Below are 14,756 nucleotides of genomic sequence, written 5' to 3'. Positions count from 1 at the left end.
ATCATGTTTTTAGCAGGCATAAACCAATGACCGCGACTGCGCAGCAGCTTGAATATCTCAAAAACAGCATTAAAAGCGTTCCTGATTATCCAAAGCCAGGGATCCTGTTCCGTGACGTTACCAGCTTGCTGGAAGATCCGAAAGCATACGCCACCAGTATTGCTCTGTTAGTTTCGCGCTTTAAAGATGCGGGCATCACTAAAGTTGTCGGCACCGAAGCGCGTGGCTTCCTGTTCGGTGCGCCGGTTGCGCTGGAGCTTGGCGTGGGTTTCATCCCTGTGCGCAAGCCGCGTAAACTGCCGCGTGAAACCATTGCCGAAAGCTACGAGCTGGAATACGGCACCGACAGCCTGGAAATCCACGTTGATGCCATCCAACCGGGCGATAAAGTGCTGGTGGTGGACGATCTGCTGGCGACCGGCGGCACTATCGAAGCAACGGTAAAACTTATCCGTCGCCTGGGTGGCGAAGTGACCGATGCGGCCTTCGTTATCAACCTGTTTGACCTCGGCGGCGAGCAGCGCCTTGAGAAAATGGGCGTGAAAAGCTTCTGCCTGGTGCCGTTCCCGGGCCACTAAGCTTCTCTGACCTGCAAGCCTCGCCCATCAGGCGGGGCTTTAGCGTGGTGGCAAACGCCCAAAAACGTGGTTTTTAGGCGTTTGGGTAAGTCAAAAGTTCATATCCTTTGCTTTATTAAAGCGCAGAGAATGCTTTTAACACCCGATACCCAGTCAGATATCTCAAGCCTCGCCCAGCAGGCGGGGCTTGTGGTAGCATTACCCCCTCGATTCACCTTTCCCGCGAACCAGAGCCTAACTCCAGATGAGCTACCAGGTCTTAGCCCGCAAATGGCGCCCACAAACTTTTGCTGATGTTGTCGGCCAGCAACACGTACTGACCGCGCTGGCTAATGGTTTGTCGCTGGGCCGCATTCATCATGCGTATCTCTTTTCCGGCACCCGCGGGGTGGGGAAAACCTCTATCGCCCGCCTGCTGGCGAAAGGGCTGAATTGTGAAACCGGGATTACCGCCACGCCGTGCGGCGTGTGCGATAACTGCCGGGAAATCGAACAGGGTCGCTTTGTTGACCTGATTGAGATAGACGCCGCTTCGCGCACCAAGGTTGAAGACACCCGTGACCTGCTGGATAACGTCCAGTACGCTCCGGCGCGTGGCCGCTTTAAAGTCTACCTGATTGACGAAGTTCATATGCTTTCCCGCCACAGCTTCAACGCCTTGTTGAAGACGCTGGAAGAGCCGCCTCCGCACGTAAAATTCCTGCTGGCAACCACCGATCCGCAAAAGCTGCCGGTGACCATTCTTTCCCGCTGCCTGCAATTCCACCTGAAAGCGCTGGATGTCGAACAGATCCGCCATCAGCTGGAGCACATTCTTGGCGAAGAGAAAGTAGCCAGCGAGCCACGGGCTTTGCAACTGCTTGCCCGCGCCGCCGACGGCAGCCTGCGTGACGCTCTGAGCCTGACGGATCAGGCGATTGCCAGCGGGGACGGGCAGGTAACAACCGCCGCCGTCAGCGCGATGCTCGGCACCCTTGACGATGACCAGGCGCTGTCGCTGATTGAGGCGATGGTACATGCCGACGGGCAGCGTGTGATGGCCCTGCTGAACGACGCCGCCGCACGCGGTATCGAGTGGGAAGCGCTGCTGGTAGAGATGTCCGCCCTGCTGCACCGCGTTGCCATGGTTCAGCTTTCGCCGTCCGCTTTGGGCAGCGACATGGCGGCGATTGAGCAGCGTATGCGCGAGCTGGCCCGCGTTGTGCCTCCCGCCGACGTACAGCTTTATTACCAGACGCTGCTGATTGGCCGCAAAGAATTACCCTGGGCCCCGGACAGGCGCATGGGCGTTGAAATGACGCTGCTGCGTGCCCTGGCGTTCCACCCGCGTAAACCGCTGTCGGAGCCGGAAGTCCCGCGCCAGGCGGCGGCCATTCCGGTGGTTAACCAGGCTGCGGTTCAGCCTGCTGCCAGGCCTCAGGCGGCTCCACCGCCGAACCGGGAAGCCGCAGCGTTACCGGACTCAACCAGCCAAATCCTCCAGGCGCGCAGCCAGCTGATGCGCCAGCAGGAGGCTGACAAAGCAAAAAAGAATGAGCCGGCGGCGCAAAGACTAGCGCGGCCGGCAAAGAGTTCCGCGCTGGAACGTCTGGCCTCGGTGACCGAGCGCGTTCAGTCGCGCCCCGCGCCGTCCGTGCCGGAAAAACCGGCTAAGCCGGAAGCCTACCGCTGGAAGTCGCAGAATCCGGTTGAAGTGGTGCCGGAGCCGGTAGCCACGCCCAAAGCGTTGAAAAAGGCGCTGGAGCATGAGAAGACCCCTGAGCTGGCGCAAAAGCTGGCGGCAGAGTCTCTTGAACGCGACGAATGGGCGGCCGAGATAGATAAGCTGGTACTGCCAAAGCTGGTGCAGCAGCTGGCGCTGAACGCCTGGAAAGAGCAGGACGGAAATCGGGTTTGTCTGCATTTACGTCCCGGCCAGCGCCATTTAAACTCGCCATCGGCGCAAAAAACGCTGGCAGATGCCATGAGTTCGCTCCATGGCGAGGCCGTAGAACTGACTATTATTGAAGATGAGAACCAGGCTCGCCGTACTCCTCTGGAGTGGCGCCAGGCTATCTATGAAGAGAAGCTGGCGCAGGCTCGCGAGTCAATGAGCAGCGACAGCAATATTCAGACTTTGCAAAGATTCTTTGATGCCGAGCTGGATGAAGATAGTATTCGCCCAATTTGATATGCCGTTTTTAGGCGGCATAGTGTAAAACCCCGATAGCCACTCCCGCATTCCGCGAGGGCTGGCCCGACGAAAGAGAGAATATTATGTTTGGAAAAGGCGGTCTGGGTAACCTGATGAAGCAGGCCCAGCAGATGCAGGAAAAAATGGCTGAAGCTCAGGAAGAAATCGCCAACATGGAAGTCACCGGCGAGTCCGGCGCGGGCCTGGTGAAAGTGACCATCAACGGGGCGCATAACTGCCGCCGCGTTGAAATCGACCCAAGCCTGTTGGAAGACGACAAAGAGATGGTCGAAGACCTCGTTGCCGCGGCGTTCAACGATGCGGCTCGTCGTATTGGCGAAGCGCAGAAAGAGAAAATGGCCGGCGTTTCCAGCGGCATGCAGCTGCCGCCTGGCTTCAAAATGCCATTCTGATTTTGCCGTAAATTCCCTTCTCCTTCCCGGAGAAGGGAGCCCACAGTTATTCCTCCCCCAGCTCCTCGTAACGCTCCGCCAGATAATCTATTAGCGCCCGCACGGCCGGTAATTGCCCGCGCCTGGAGGGGAAGACCAGATGAATTATCTCCGCCCGCGCCCGCCATTCAGGCAGCACATGAACCAGGCTTCCGTTGGCTAGCTGTTCTCGCAGCATCAGTTTTGGCAGCTGTATCACGCCCACGCCTTCCTGCGCCGCGGTGCGCAGCGCAATCATATCGGTAGTAATAAAACGCGGCTGGTGATGGATCGTCGCTTCCTGGCCCTCTGGCCCAAGCAGGCACCAGCGGTAGGTTTGCTGCGGTCTGTCAAGGGCGAGGCTGGGCCAGCTCTGTAAATCCGCGGGGGAGGCGGGCATGCCGAACTGCTCAACCAGCTTCGGGCTGGCGACCAGGCACAGGCTGCGCACCGCCAGCTTGCGCATCACTAAATCGCTGTCGTCCAGCGGCAGCGGGCGCACGCGAATGGCTAAATCCACGTTTTCATTCAGCACGTCTACCCTGCGGTTGGTCTCCTCCAACTGGAGGGTTATCTGCGGGTATTTATTCATAAAGCCTGCCAGCATAGCGCCCACATGGATATGCAGCAGCGCAATCGGGCAGGTGAGGCGAATAAGGCCGCGCGGCTCGGCTTTCAGGGTGTCGATAGCTTCCTGCGCCGCTTCTGCTTCAATCATCATCGCTTTGCAGTGGCGGTAGAAAATTTGCCCGGCTTCGGTCACGGTAAAGCTGCGCGTTGAGCGCTGGAGCAGGCGAGTTTCCAGCCTCTCTTCAAGCAGCGCTATGCGGCGGCTAAGGCGCGACTTGGGGATGCCAATAACTCGGCTGGCGGGCGAAAAGCCTCCGTGTTCCACCACCTGCACGAAGTACCAGAGGTCGTTTAAATCCTGCATCTCTATTGTCCTGATTATGGAACACTGAGTCTACTTTAGCACTCTACCGGGCCTGGCGTCTTACGGGTAAGCTTTATGACATCAGAAACAATGCATGTGGAGAAGGATCATGAAATCAATTCTTGGCGTATACACGGCTCCGGCTTCCCACTGGGTGGGCGATGGTTTCCCGGTGCGTTCTTTGTTCTCTTACTCGAAATTTGCCCAGCAGCTTAGCCCGTTTTTGCTGCTGGACTACGCTGGCCCGGCCGAGTTTAAGCCGAGCAATAAAGGCCAGCGCGGCGTGGATCAGCATCCGCATCGCGGCTTTGAGACCGTCACTATTGTTTATAAAGGTGAGGTGGCCCACCGGGATAACGCCGGTAATGGCGGCGTAATTGGCGAGGGCGACGTGCAGTGGATGACCGCCGGGAGCGGTATTCTGCACGAAGAGTATCACTCTCCTGCTTTTAGCGAAGCGGGCGGCACTCTGGAAATGGCGCAGCTGTGGGTGAACCTCCCGGCGAAAGACAAAATGACGGCACCGCATTACCAGCCGATTACCGACGCCGATATTCCGGTCGTTGCCCTGCCGGACAATGCGGGTAGCGTCCGGGTTATTGCCGGTGAGTTTGCGGGCAGCAACGGCCCGGCCAGAACCTTTTCGCCGCTGGGCATCTGGGATCTGCGCCTTAACGCACGGGGCGTAACCCGGCTTGAATTGCAGGATGGCTGGAATACCGCGCTGGTGGTGCTGAAAGGCACGGTGCTGGTTAACGGCGAAGAAGTGGTTCGCGAAGCGCAACTGGTGGTGCTGGACTCCAAAGGCGATAGCGTAACCCTTGAAGCCAACAATGATGCGGTTGTCCTGGTGCTTACCGGCGAGCCGCTGAATGAGCCTGTTGTCGGTTACGGCCCGTTTGTGATGAACAGCAAAGAGGAAATTCATCAGGCTATCGATGATTTCAATCAGGGACGTTTCGGCAAAGACATCGCATAAAATTATCCCCCGGCGAGCAATCGTGCGGGGGATATCTTTTCCTATACCCGCTCGCGGGGCTAATGTTAGGCTATACCCCACTTTTTCCACACAAGTCTGAGCGATGCAAACCAGCCCTTTACTTTCAGCCCTTATGGAATCCCTGCGCTGCCTGCCCGGCGTCGGCCCAAAATCAGCCCAGCGCATGGCTTTTGCCCTGTTGCAGCGTGACCGCAGCGGCGGTATGCGTCTTGCCCAGGCGCTGACCCGAGCGATGTCGGAAATCGGCCACTGCGCGGACTGCCGCACTTTTACCGAGCAGGAAGTTTGCTCCATTTGCTCTAACCCGCGTCGCCAGGAAAACGGCCAGATTTGCGTGGTTGAAAGCCCGGCGGATATTCACGCCATCGAGCAGACCGGCCAGTTCTCAGGCCGCTATTTTGTGCTGATGGGGCATCTGTCGCCGCTGGACGGCATCGGCCCGAACGATATCGGCCTCGATCGTCTTGAGCAGCGCCTGGCCAGCGAGCAGATGAAAGAGGTTATCCTCGCCACCAATCCAACGGTGGAAGGCGAAGCCACCGCAAACTATATCGGCGAACTTTGTGCCCAGTACGGCGTGGAAGCCAGCCGTATCGCCCACGGCGTGCCGGTCGGCGGCGAACTTGAAATGGTGGACGGCACCACGCTCTCGCATTCGCTGGTGGGTCGCCACAAGATTAATTTTTAATCGGTCGGGGGAGGTTTTTCCCTCCTCCTGCTTGAAAAGGCACAAATCGCTACCATATCCACCTCAACGTTTTCTTCATCCCGTTTGATTTTGTTGAGGTATCAATGACCATGAAAGGACAAGAGACCCGCGGTTTTCAGTCAGAGGTAAAACAGCTTCTGCACCTGATGATCCACTCTCTTTATTCAAATAAAGAAATCTTCCTGCGTGAACTGATCTCCAACGCCTCCGATGCGGCAGACAAGCTGCGTTTCCGCGCGCTGTCGGACGCTAATCTGTATGAAGGCGACGGCGAGCTGCGCGTTCGTGTTTCCTTCGACAAAGATAAACGCACGCTGACCATCGCCGATAACGGCATCGGCATGACCCGCGATGAAGTGATTGACCACCTGGGCACTATCGCCAAATCAGGCACCAAAGCTTTCCTCGAATCTATGGGTTCCGATCAGGCTAAAGACAGCCAGCTGATTGGCCAGTTCGGCGTCGGCTTCTACTCCGCGTTTATCGTGGCGGACAAAGTTACCGTCCGTACCCGCGCCGCTGGCGCCAGCGCGGATCAGGGTGTGTTCTGGGAGTCTGAAGGTGCGGGCGAGTACACCGTTGCCGACATCGAAAAAGCCGATCGCGGCACTGAAATCACCCTGCATCTGCGCGAAGGCGAAGACGAGTTCCTCGATGACTGGCGCGTGCGCTCTATCATCAGCAAATATTCCGACCATATCGCTCTGCCGGTTGAGATTGAACAGCACGAAGAGAAAGACGGTGAAACCATCGTCAGCTGGGAAAAAATCAACAAAGCTCAGGCGCTGTGGACCCGCAGCAAATCTGAAGTTAGCGAAGACGAATACAAAGAGTTCTACAAGCACATCGCTCACGACTTCACCGACCCGCTGACGTGGAGCCACAACCGCGTGGAAGGTAAGCAGGAATACACCAGCCTGCTGTATATCCCTTCCCAGGCACCGTGGGATATGTGGAATCGTGACCATAAACACGGTCTGAAGCTGTACGTGCAGCGCGTGTTTATCATGGACGATGCCGAGCAGTTCATGCCGAACTACCTGCGCTTTGTTCGCGGCCTGATAGATTCCAACGACCTGCCGCTGAACGTCTCTCGTGAAATCCTGCAGGACAGCCGCGTGACGCAAAACCTGCGTAGCGCGTTGAGCAAACGTGTACTGCAAATGCTGGACAAGCTGGCTAAAGACGACGCCGAGAAATACCAGACCTTCTGGAAAAGCTTCGGCCTGGTGCTGAAAGAAGGCCCGGCGGAAGACAGCGCTAACCAGGAAGCCATTGCTAAACTGCTGCGCTTTGCCACCACGCATACCGACTCTGCCGCGCAGACCGTGTCGCTGGAAGAGTATGTCTCCCGCATGAAAGAAGGGCAGGAGAAAATCTATTACATCACCGCAGACAGCTACGCGGCGGCGAAGAGCAGCCCGCATCTGGAACTGCTGCGTAAGAAAGGCATCGAGGTACTGCTGCTTTCCGACCGCATCGATGAATGGATGATGAGCTACCTGACCGAATTTGACGGCAAAGCTTTCCAGTCCGTGAGCAAAACGGACGAGTCGCTGGAGAAACTGGCGGACGAAGAAACTGAAGAAGCGAAAGAAGCCGAAAAGGCGCTTGAGCCGTTCGTTGATCGCGTGAAGTCCCTGCTGGGTGAGCGTGTGAAAGAGGTGCGTTTAACTCACCGCCTGACGGACACGCCGGCGATTGTCACCACCGACAGCAACGATATGAGCACCCAGATGGCGAAGCTGTTCGCCGCGGCGGGCCAGGAAGTGCCTGAGGTGAAATACATCTTCGAGCTGAACCCTGAGCACGCGCTGGTGAAACGCGTTGCCGATACCCAGGATGACGCGCAGTTCGGCGAGTGGGTTGAGCTGCTGCTTGACCAGGCTCTGCTGGCCGAGCGCGGGCAGCTGGAAGATCCGAACCAGTTTATTCGCCGCATGAACCAGCTGCTGGTTTCCTGAGCTGCGTTGATAAGCTGATAAAAAACCACCTGCATCGTCAGGTGGTTTTTTTTACTTAAATTATTGGGCGCAGCAATCGCCTGAAAATAAATTAATTAAAAAAGTAAGGTTATTTCTCAGTCCGCAATGCCGATATTTGACGTTGAATTTCAGGCATTACAGCCACTGGATCTTGCTTTCCCAGCCTTTGAGTTCCATGCACTGATAAAATAACTTGTCGCGGCTTTCGCTATTTACGTCCATCACATAGCTTTCAATCTCCGGCTTTTTTACCGCCCGAGTTTTCTCTCCGTCACAATCATCTTTCTTGGTGCAGGCTTCATAGTAAGTCGTGTACTTAGTACGCTGTGCAACCTCGTTTCTCACCGGGAAAGCCTGCTGAGACTGGGTTTCACAGGTTGCGCGTGAGGTTGTGTACTCTTGCGCATTGCTGCGAGTTTTTACCCACTGCGACGCGCAGCCGCTTAACAGAAAACAACAGGTGAGGGCGATTAAGGTTTTATTCATGGCAGGTGCTCTTCCTCGTAGCAAAATAGTGCGTCCTTGTTGGCAGCCCGGTGTCTTATGCAGACGCCCGACCGTATTGAGCGTGATTATAATTGCCGCACATAAACCTTATATATATAGCCCACCCTTTTTATCAATCCGGCAGGATCTACGAATAATCCTGGAGCAGGTCGATGCCTGTAGAGAAAAAACGATGTCTGGCTGAACCGATTCTGGCTTAAGCCGGAGCGGGAAAACACCCGTAATCCAGGCGGGATCGAGGCTTCAGGCCGTAGCCTGACCCCCTCGCTTTCTTGTGATGATACCGCCTTTAGTGGTATGGTTTTCGCCTCAAATTCGATTGAATATTTAAACGTATGGGGAATTACGCAATGCGTATCATTCTGCTCGGCGCTCCGGGCGCAGGTAAAGGGACTCAGGCTCAGTTCATCATGGAGAAATACGGCATTCCGCAAATCTCCACCGGTGACATGTTACGCGCCGCAGTCAAATCTGGTTCAGAGCTGGGTAAACAGGCCAAAGACATCATGGATGCTGGCAAACTGGTGACCGATGAACTGGTTATCGCCCTGGTAAAAGAGCGCATTGCGCAGGAAGACTGCCGTAACGGTTTCCTGCTGGACGGCTTCCCGCGTACTATCCCGCAGGCTGACGCCATGAAAGAAGCAGGCATCAATGTTGATTTCGTGCTGGAATTCGACGTGCCGGACGAGCTGATCGTTGACCGCATCGTGGGCCGCCGCGTACACGCCGCTTCCGGCCGCGTTTACCACATCAAATTCAACCCACCGAAGGTTGAAGGTAAAGACGACGTGACCGGCGAAGAGCTGACCACTCGTAAAGACGATCAGGAAGAGACCGTGCGTAAGCGCCTGGTGGAATACCATCAGATGACCGCTCCGCTGATCGGTTATTACTCTAAAGAAGCTCAGGCGGGTAACACCCAATACGCCAAAGTTGACGGGACTCAGGCAGTTGCTGCGGTCCGCGCTGAACTGGAAAAAATCCTCGGATAATTTCGGCTTCTAAAATCAATACCAGGGCCTGTCCCTGGTATTTTTTTGCCTGAAATTTCTCCTCTTGCTGTAATCGGTTCTCGTTTCGCTCTTTTACGTTACAATTGACGGCAATTTAAAGATAAGGGGTGGGAATGAATCAGGAAAAAATTGGCATCTTACTGGCTAACCTTGGCACACCGAGCGCCCCAACGCCCGCGGCGGTTAACCGCTATCTGCGTCAGTTCCTGAGCGACCGACGCGTGGTGGATACGCCGCGCCTGTTATGGTGGCCGCTTCTGCGCGGGGTGATTTTGCCGCTGCGTTCGCCGCGCGTGGCGAAACTCTACCAGTCTATCTGGATGGAAGAAGGTTCCCCGCTGATGGTTTATAGCCGTCGGCAGCAGCAGGCTCTGGCGCGGCAGTTGCCCGATACGCCGGTAGCGCTCGGCATGAGCTACGGCGAGCCTTCGCTGAAAAGCGCGGTAGACGATTTGCTGGCGCAGAACGTGACGCATATTGTTGTGCTCCCGCTTTACCCTCAGTTTTCCTGTTCAACCGTGGCTGCGGTATGGGACGAACTGGGCCGAATTTTTGCTGACTACCGCAGCCTGCCGTCAATTTCCCTGATCCGCGATTACGCCACCGACGCCGGATATATCAACGCGCTCGCGGCATCGGTTAAACGTTCCTTTGCCGAACACGGCGAGCCGGACGTGCTGCTGCTCTCCTACCACGGCATTCCGCAGCGCTACGCAAACGAAGGTGACGACTACCCGCAGCGCTGCCGCGATACCACCCGGGAGTTGCTGAGCGTGCTTGAGTTGCCGCCGGAAAAAGTGATGATGACCTACCAGTCACGCTTTGGCCGCGAACCGTGGCTGATGCCTTATACCGACGAAACGCTGAAGATGCTGGCCGAAAAGGGCGTGAAGCATATTCAGGTGATGTGCCCGGGCTTCTCCGCCGACTGCCTGGAAACCCTCGAAGAAATGGCGGTCCAGAACCGCGAAGTGTTTATCGAAGCTGGCGGCACGAAGTATGAATACATCCCGGCGCTGAACGACGATCCGGCCCATATCTCGATGATGGAAAACCTGGTCGCCCGCTACCGCTAAATCTGCGCGTTGAAGAAACGCGCCCCGTCACGCAGAGCCGCATCGGCGGCTTTCATCACGCGTGAATAGTGCAGGAAGGCGTGCAGCGTGCCGGAATACTGTTTGTATTCGCAAGGCTGATGATGCGCCTTTAACGTCTGATACAGCAGGCGGCTGTCGTCGAGCAAAGGATCGAACTCTGCACCAGCGATAAAGCAGGGCGGTACATCGAGTGTGAGATCGTTATTGAACAGGCAGTAATACGGCGACTCGCGATCTGCCGCATCGCGCAGTAAGGCATTTTCGTACATCTCCAGATCCTGCCGTGTTAACCCATCCCACTCGCCGCCCAGCAGCCGGCGGCTGACGGAATCCTGTAGCCCATAAAGGCCGTACCACAGAAGCACGCCTGCCACTCTGCCGCAATGAATATCCCTGTCGCGCAGCCAAAGCGCGCTGGCGAGCGCCAGCATTGCGCCTGCCGAATCCCCGGCGAAGCCGATAGTGTCCATATTCAGTTGATATTCACCGGCCTGATGAGAAAAGTACCGGCAGGCGGCAATGGTTTCTTCAATCGCCTGCGGGAAGCGAGCCTCCGGCGACAGAGAATAATCAATACCTATAACCGTACACCGGGAGTAGCTGGCCAGCAGGCGCATAATACGGTCGTGCGTGTCCAGGTTGCCCAGAATAAAGCCGCCGCCGTGCAGGTAAAACAGCGTGGCTTTGCTGCCCGGTTGCGGGTGATAGAGGCGCGCGTTAACCGCCGCGTAAGCCGTGGGAACCTCACATTCCCTCGTCTCCATCTGCGGTGCGCCTTCATTCCAGTAGCGGCGCTCGAGGGCATAATGCTGGCGCATCGCCGGGTAATCGTTAGTCGAGGGCCACGGCGGGAGGTCATTCTGACGTACGTTGATGGCCGCTTTCATCTCGTCCGAAATAAGGTCGAGAACGGGGATTTTGTTTTCCGGCTTCATAAGATGCTCCTGGTGAAATTGCACCATTTTAGAAACTGAGAGCCGGTAAACCGGGACGCTGCCTTCTGATATTGAAACTTTGCGCCACGTCGCGCTCGCCGGGAGGAATGTGCTACCATGCGCGGTCCAGTTGGCCACTCTTAAACACATTCATGAAATTTCCCGGTAAACGCAAGTCCAAACACTACTTCCCCGTTAGCGCCCGCGATCCACTGCTTCAGCAAACTTTGCCTGAGTCCGAAAGCGGATCTTCATGGATCGTCGGTATCGATCAAACATTGGTGGATATTGAAGCCAAAGTGGATGACGAGTTTGTGCGGCGTTACGGGCTTAGTTTCGGCCACTCGCTGGTCATCGAGGATGACGTTGCCGAGGCGCTTTATCGTGAGCTGACTGATAACAACCTGATTACCCACCAGTTTGCCGGCGGCACCATCGGCAATACGATGCACAATTACTCGGTGCTGGCCGACGACCGTTCGGTTTTACTCGGGGTGATGTGCCGCAATATCGAAATAGGCAGCTATGCCTACCGCTACCTCTGCAACACCTCCAGCCGGACCGATCTCAACTATTTGCAGGGCGTTGACGGGGCGATTGGTCGCTGCTTTACGCTGGTTGGCGAGCAGGGCGAGCGTACTTTTGCTATCAGCCCGGGGCATATGAATCAGCTGCGTCCCGAGAGCATTCCGGAAGAAGTGATTGCCGGAGCTTCCGCACTGGTGCTGACCTCCTATCTTGTGCGCTGCAAGCCGGGCGAGCCGATGCCGGACGCCACGATGCAGGCGATTAGCTGGGCGAAAAAACATAACGTGCCGGTCGTCCTGACGCTGGGAACCAAATATGTGATTGCCGAAGATCCGGCCTGGTGGCAGGCATTTCTGCGCGATAACGTGTCGATTCTGGCGATGAATGAAGAAGAGGGCGAAGCGCTGACCGGCGAAAGCGATCCGCTGCTGGCGGCCGATAAGGCGCTCGACTGGGTTGATTTAGTGCTTTGCACCGCCGGGCCGGTTGGCCTTTATATGGCGGGCTACACCGAAGAAAGCTCGAAACGCAAAACTCAGCACCCGCTGCTGCCGGGGGCGATTGCCGAGTTTAACCAGTATGAATTCAGCCGCGCGATGCGCCTGAAGGATTGCGGCGAGCCGCTGCGTATCTACTCCCACATCGCCCCGTACATGGGCGGCCCGGAGAAGATAATGAACACCAACGGCGCGGGTGACGGGGCGCTGGCCGCGCTGCTGCACGATATTACCGCCAACAATTACCACCGCAGCAATGTGCCCAACTCCAGCAAGCATAAGTTTACCTGGCTGACCTATTCGTCGCTGGCTCAGGTTTGCAAATATGCCAACCGCGTAAGCTATCAGGTGCTGAACCAGCATTCTCCGCGCCTGACCCGAGGGCTGCCGGAGCGCGAAGATAGCCTGGAAGAGTCATACTGGGAGCGCTAAGCAAAAAAGGCTGACGTGTTTAGCGCCAGCCTGAATGAATAAGGGGTGAGCCGGGCAGCCCACCCCAAAAAGTGATTTATCCCGTCACCGCTTCCTGAGCAACCGGCGGAACCAGCAGCCCAAGCATAGTATTGGCAATCTCTCTTTCCCCCATCACAACCTGATTTGCGCCGCGTTCGGTGATGTAGTCCACTTCATCGTCGTAATGGGCGCGGGCAATGATTTCGATATCCGGGCATTTCTCTCTGGCCGCGGCGACTATCTCCCCTGCCTCATAGCCGTTCGGGATAGTCAGCAGCAGCCAGCGGGCGCAGTCGAGGTGCGCCAGATTCATTATTTCTTCATTGGCGGCATTGCCCAGCACGGCGCGAATACCGCGCTCGCGCAGCTCATCGACGCGGCTGCGGGAGGTTTCAATCACCACCAGCGGCACGCCTTCGGCAATCAGCTTTTCACCGAGCAGGCTGCCAACGCGGCCGTAGCCGACCAGCAGCGCGTGGTTGCAGATATCCACCGGGATCTGTTTTTCTTCTTCGATAGCTTCTTCCAGCGTTTGCTCGTCCAGCGTCTCGGTTTTTTCAAGATAACGCTCGAGGATAGCGAACAGAATCGGGTTGAGCATAATCGACAGAATTGCCCCCGCCAGCACCAGATTTTGCCCGGTCTGCGGCAGCAGGTTCAGCGCCATGCCGAGGCCCGCGAGAATAAACGCGAACTCGCCGATTTGCGCGAGGCTGGTGGCAATTGTCAGTGCGGTACGCTGGGAGTGGCCAAACATGCGCACCAGCAGGAAAGCGGCCAGCGACTTACCGAAGATGATAATCGCCAGCGTGCCCAGCACGGCCAGCGGCTCCTGGATAAGGATCAGCGGGTCAAAGAGCATACCTACCGAGACAAAGAACAGCACCGCAAAAGCGTCGCGCAGCGGCAGCGTGTCGTGCGCCGCGCGGTGGCTAAGCTCGGACTCGTTCAGCACCATCCCGGCAAAGAAAGCGCCGAGGGCGAAGGAGACATCAAACAGCTCAACCGCGCCGAAAGCGATGCCGAGCGCTAGCGCCAGCACGGAGAGGGTAAACAGCTCGCGGGAGCCGGTTGCCGCGCTGCGTGCCAGGATCCACGGCACCAGACGGCGGCCGACCAGCATCATCAGGGCAATAAAGGCGGCCACTTTACCTATGGTAATAGCCATATCAAGGCTAAGCGAGGCCAGGCCAACGTCGCCTTTTTCCAGCATGCCGGCAACCGCAGGCAGCAGCACCAGCGTCAGCACCATCACCAGGTCTTCAACAATCAGCCAGCCGATGGCTATCTGCCCTCGCTGGGTGTCGATTAGCTGCCGCTCCTCAAGGGCGCGCAGCAGCACCACGGTGCTGGCGGTCGACAAACAGAGACCAAACACGATGCCGGTCATTATCGACCAGCCCATCAGCCAGGAAAGCGCCATGCCCAGCAGCGTCGCAACGCCTATTTGCGCGATTGCGCCGGGGATGGCGATGGCCTTTACCGCCATCAAATCCTTCAATGAAAAATGCAGCCCGACGCCGAACATCAGCAGAATCACGCCTAATTCTGCTAACTCGGGGGCCAGTTTGGTATCAGCGACAAAACCAGGGGTAAAGGGACCTGCCAGCACGCCAGCTAATAAATAGCCCACCAGCGGAGATATGCGCAGCTTATTAGCCAGCATACCGAGTAAAAAAGCGAGTACGAGACCACCAACAATGGTGGTGATAAGCGGTGTGGCGTGATGCATTCCGTCTCCTTTGGTTAGCCGATGTTCCAAAAACTTTCTGTTACACAGTTTATGACAATTTCGCTCTCAGCGTTTATGAATAATTGTTGAATTTTGGATAAAAAGCGCATTTCGGTAAAAAAAAGGCCCTGAGTAGCATTTAACTCAGTTATCTGGGGGAGTGACTGGAACTGTATGGGGG

At 56.6% G+C, this 14,756-nt stretch carries 13 protein-coding genes and 1 other annotated feature; of the genes, 9 read left to right on the top strand and 4 right to left on the bottom strand.

Features of this window, described 5'->3' with window-relative positions; genetic code table 11:
• Nucleotides 1-26 precede the first annotated feature (26 nt).
• From apt to HMPREF0201_RS15330, 3 genes are all read left to right on the top strand, one after another.
• Entirely contained in the window at nucleotides 27-578 is a 552-nt protein-coding gene (gene apt / locus HMPREF0201_RS15340) for an adenine phosphoribosyltransferase (protein ID WP_016537655.1), read from the top strand.
• 244 nt (nucleotides 579-822) lie between these two features.
• Entirely contained in the window at nucleotides 823-2,748 is a 1,926-nt protein-coding gene (gene dnaX / locus HMPREF0201_RS15335) for a DNA polymerase III subunit gamma/tau (protein WP_039898582.1), read from the top strand.
• Nucleotides 2,084-2,148, top strand: a sequence feature (DnaX frameshifting element). Its footprint overlaps the gene before it by 65 nt.
• An 86-nt stretch (nucleotides 2,749-2,834) precedes the next feature.
• The gene (locus HMPREF0201_RS15330) at nucleotides 2,835-3,164 is read left to right on the top strand and encodes a YbaB/EbfC family nucleoid-associated protein (protein ID WP_016537652.1); all 330 of its coding nucleotides are present in this window, start codon (nucleotides 2,835-2,837) and stop codon (nucleotides 3,162-3,164) included.
• Nucleotides 3,165-3,210: 46 nt separating this feature from the next.
• Here HMPREF0201_RS15330 and HMPREF0201_RS15325 read toward each other — a convergent pair whose 3' ends face one another.
• Nucleotides 3,211-4,116, bottom strand: coding sequence for a LysR family transcriptional regulator (locus HMPREF0201_RS15325; protein WP_016537651.1), 906 nt, complete (start codon nucleotides 4,114-4,116; stop codon nucleotides 3,211-3,213).
• Between the two features lie 109 nt (nucleotides 4,117-4,225).
• Here HMPREF0201_RS15325 and HMPREF0201_RS15320 point away from each other — a divergent pair, with 109 nt between their 5' ends.
• From HMPREF0201_RS15320 to htpG, 3 genes are all read left to right on the top strand, one after another.
• A complete protein-coding gene (locus HMPREF0201_RS15320) occupies nucleotides 4,226-5,095 on the top strand; it encodes a pirin family protein (protein WP_039898579.1) in 870 nt (289 codons plus the stop codon).
• A gap of 103 nt (nucleotides 5,096-5,198) precedes the next feature.
• Nucleotides 5,199-5,804, top strand: coding sequence for a recombination mediator RecR (gene recR, locus HMPREF0201_RS15315; protein ID WP_039898577.1), 606 nt, complete (start codon nucleotides 5,199-5,201; stop codon nucleotides 5,802-5,804).
• Between the two features lie 110 nt (nucleotides 5,805-5,914).
• On the top strand, nucleotides 5,915-7,789 hold the full coding sequence (htpG, locus tag HMPREF0201_RS15310) for a molecular chaperone HtpG (protein ID WP_039899387.1): 1,875 nt from the start codon (nucleotides 5,915-5,917) through the stop codon (nucleotides 7,787-7,789).
• A 156-nt stretch (nucleotides 7,790-7,945) separates the two neighbouring features.
• Here the strand turns inward: htpG and HMPREF0201_RS15305 are convergent, their stop codons facing one another.
• Nucleotides 7,946-8,296, bottom strand: a complete 351-nt coding sequence (locus tag HMPREF0201_RS15305) for a hypothetical protein (protein WP_016537647.1) — start codon at nucleotides 8,294-8,296, stop codon at nucleotides 7,946-7,948.
• A 371-nt stretch (nucleotides 8,297-8,667) separates the two neighbouring features.
• On the opposite strand from HMPREF0201_RS15305, the gene adk reads away from it, so the two are divergent.
• Nucleotides 8,668-9,312, top strand: coding sequence for an adenylate kinase (adk, locus tag HMPREF0201_RS15300; RefSeq protein ID WP_039898575.1), 645 nt, complete (start codon nucleotides 8,668-8,670; stop codon nucleotides 9,310-9,312).
• Nucleotides 9,313-9,446: 134 nt separating this feature from the next.
• Nucleotides 9,447-10,409 carry a ferrochelatase gene (gene hemH / locus HMPREF0201_RS15295; RefSeq protein WP_016537644.1) on the top strand — a complete coding sequence of 321 codons (963 nt, stop codon included), beginning with the start codon at nucleotides 9,447-9,449 and terminating at the stop codon, nucleotides 10,407-10,409.
• Here hemH and aes read toward each other — a convergent pair.
• Nucleotides 10,406-11,365 carry an acetyl esterase gene (gene aes, locus HMPREF0201_RS15290; protein WP_039898572.1) on the bottom strand — a complete coding sequence of 320 codons (960 nt, stop codon included), beginning with the start codon at nucleotides 11,363-11,365 and terminating at the stop codon, nucleotides 10,406-10,408. The genes hemH and aes overlap by 4 nt on opposite strands.
• Nucleotides 11,366-11,517: 152 nt before the next feature.
• On the opposite strand from aes, the gene HMPREF0201_RS15285 reads away from it, so the two are divergent.
• Nucleotides 11,518-12,822 carry an inosine/guanosine kinase gene (locus HMPREF0201_RS15285; protein ID WP_016537642.1) on the top strand — a complete coding sequence of 435 codons (1,305 nt, stop codon included), beginning with the start codon at nucleotides 11,518-11,520 and terminating at the stop codon, nucleotides 12,820-12,822.
• Nucleotides 12,823-12,898: 76 nt separating this feature from the next.
• On the opposite strand, the gene ybaL is transcribed toward HMPREF0201_RS15285, so the two are convergent.
• Nucleotides 12,899-14,575, bottom strand: coding sequence for a YbaL family putative K(+) efflux transporter (gene ybaL / locus HMPREF0201_RS15280; RefSeq protein ID WP_016537641.1), 1,677 nt, complete (start codon nucleotides 14,573-14,575; stop codon nucleotides 12,899-12,901).
• Between the last annotated feature and the right edge of the window lie 181 nt (nucleotides 14,576-14,756).

The organism is Cedecea davisae DSM 4568, from assembly GCF_000412335.2.
Lineage (GTDB): Bacteria > Pseudomonadota > Gammaproteobacteria > Enterobacterales > Enterobacteriaceae > Cedecea > Cedecea davisae.
This window is presented reverse-complemented; position numbering and strand designations above follow the sequence as displayed.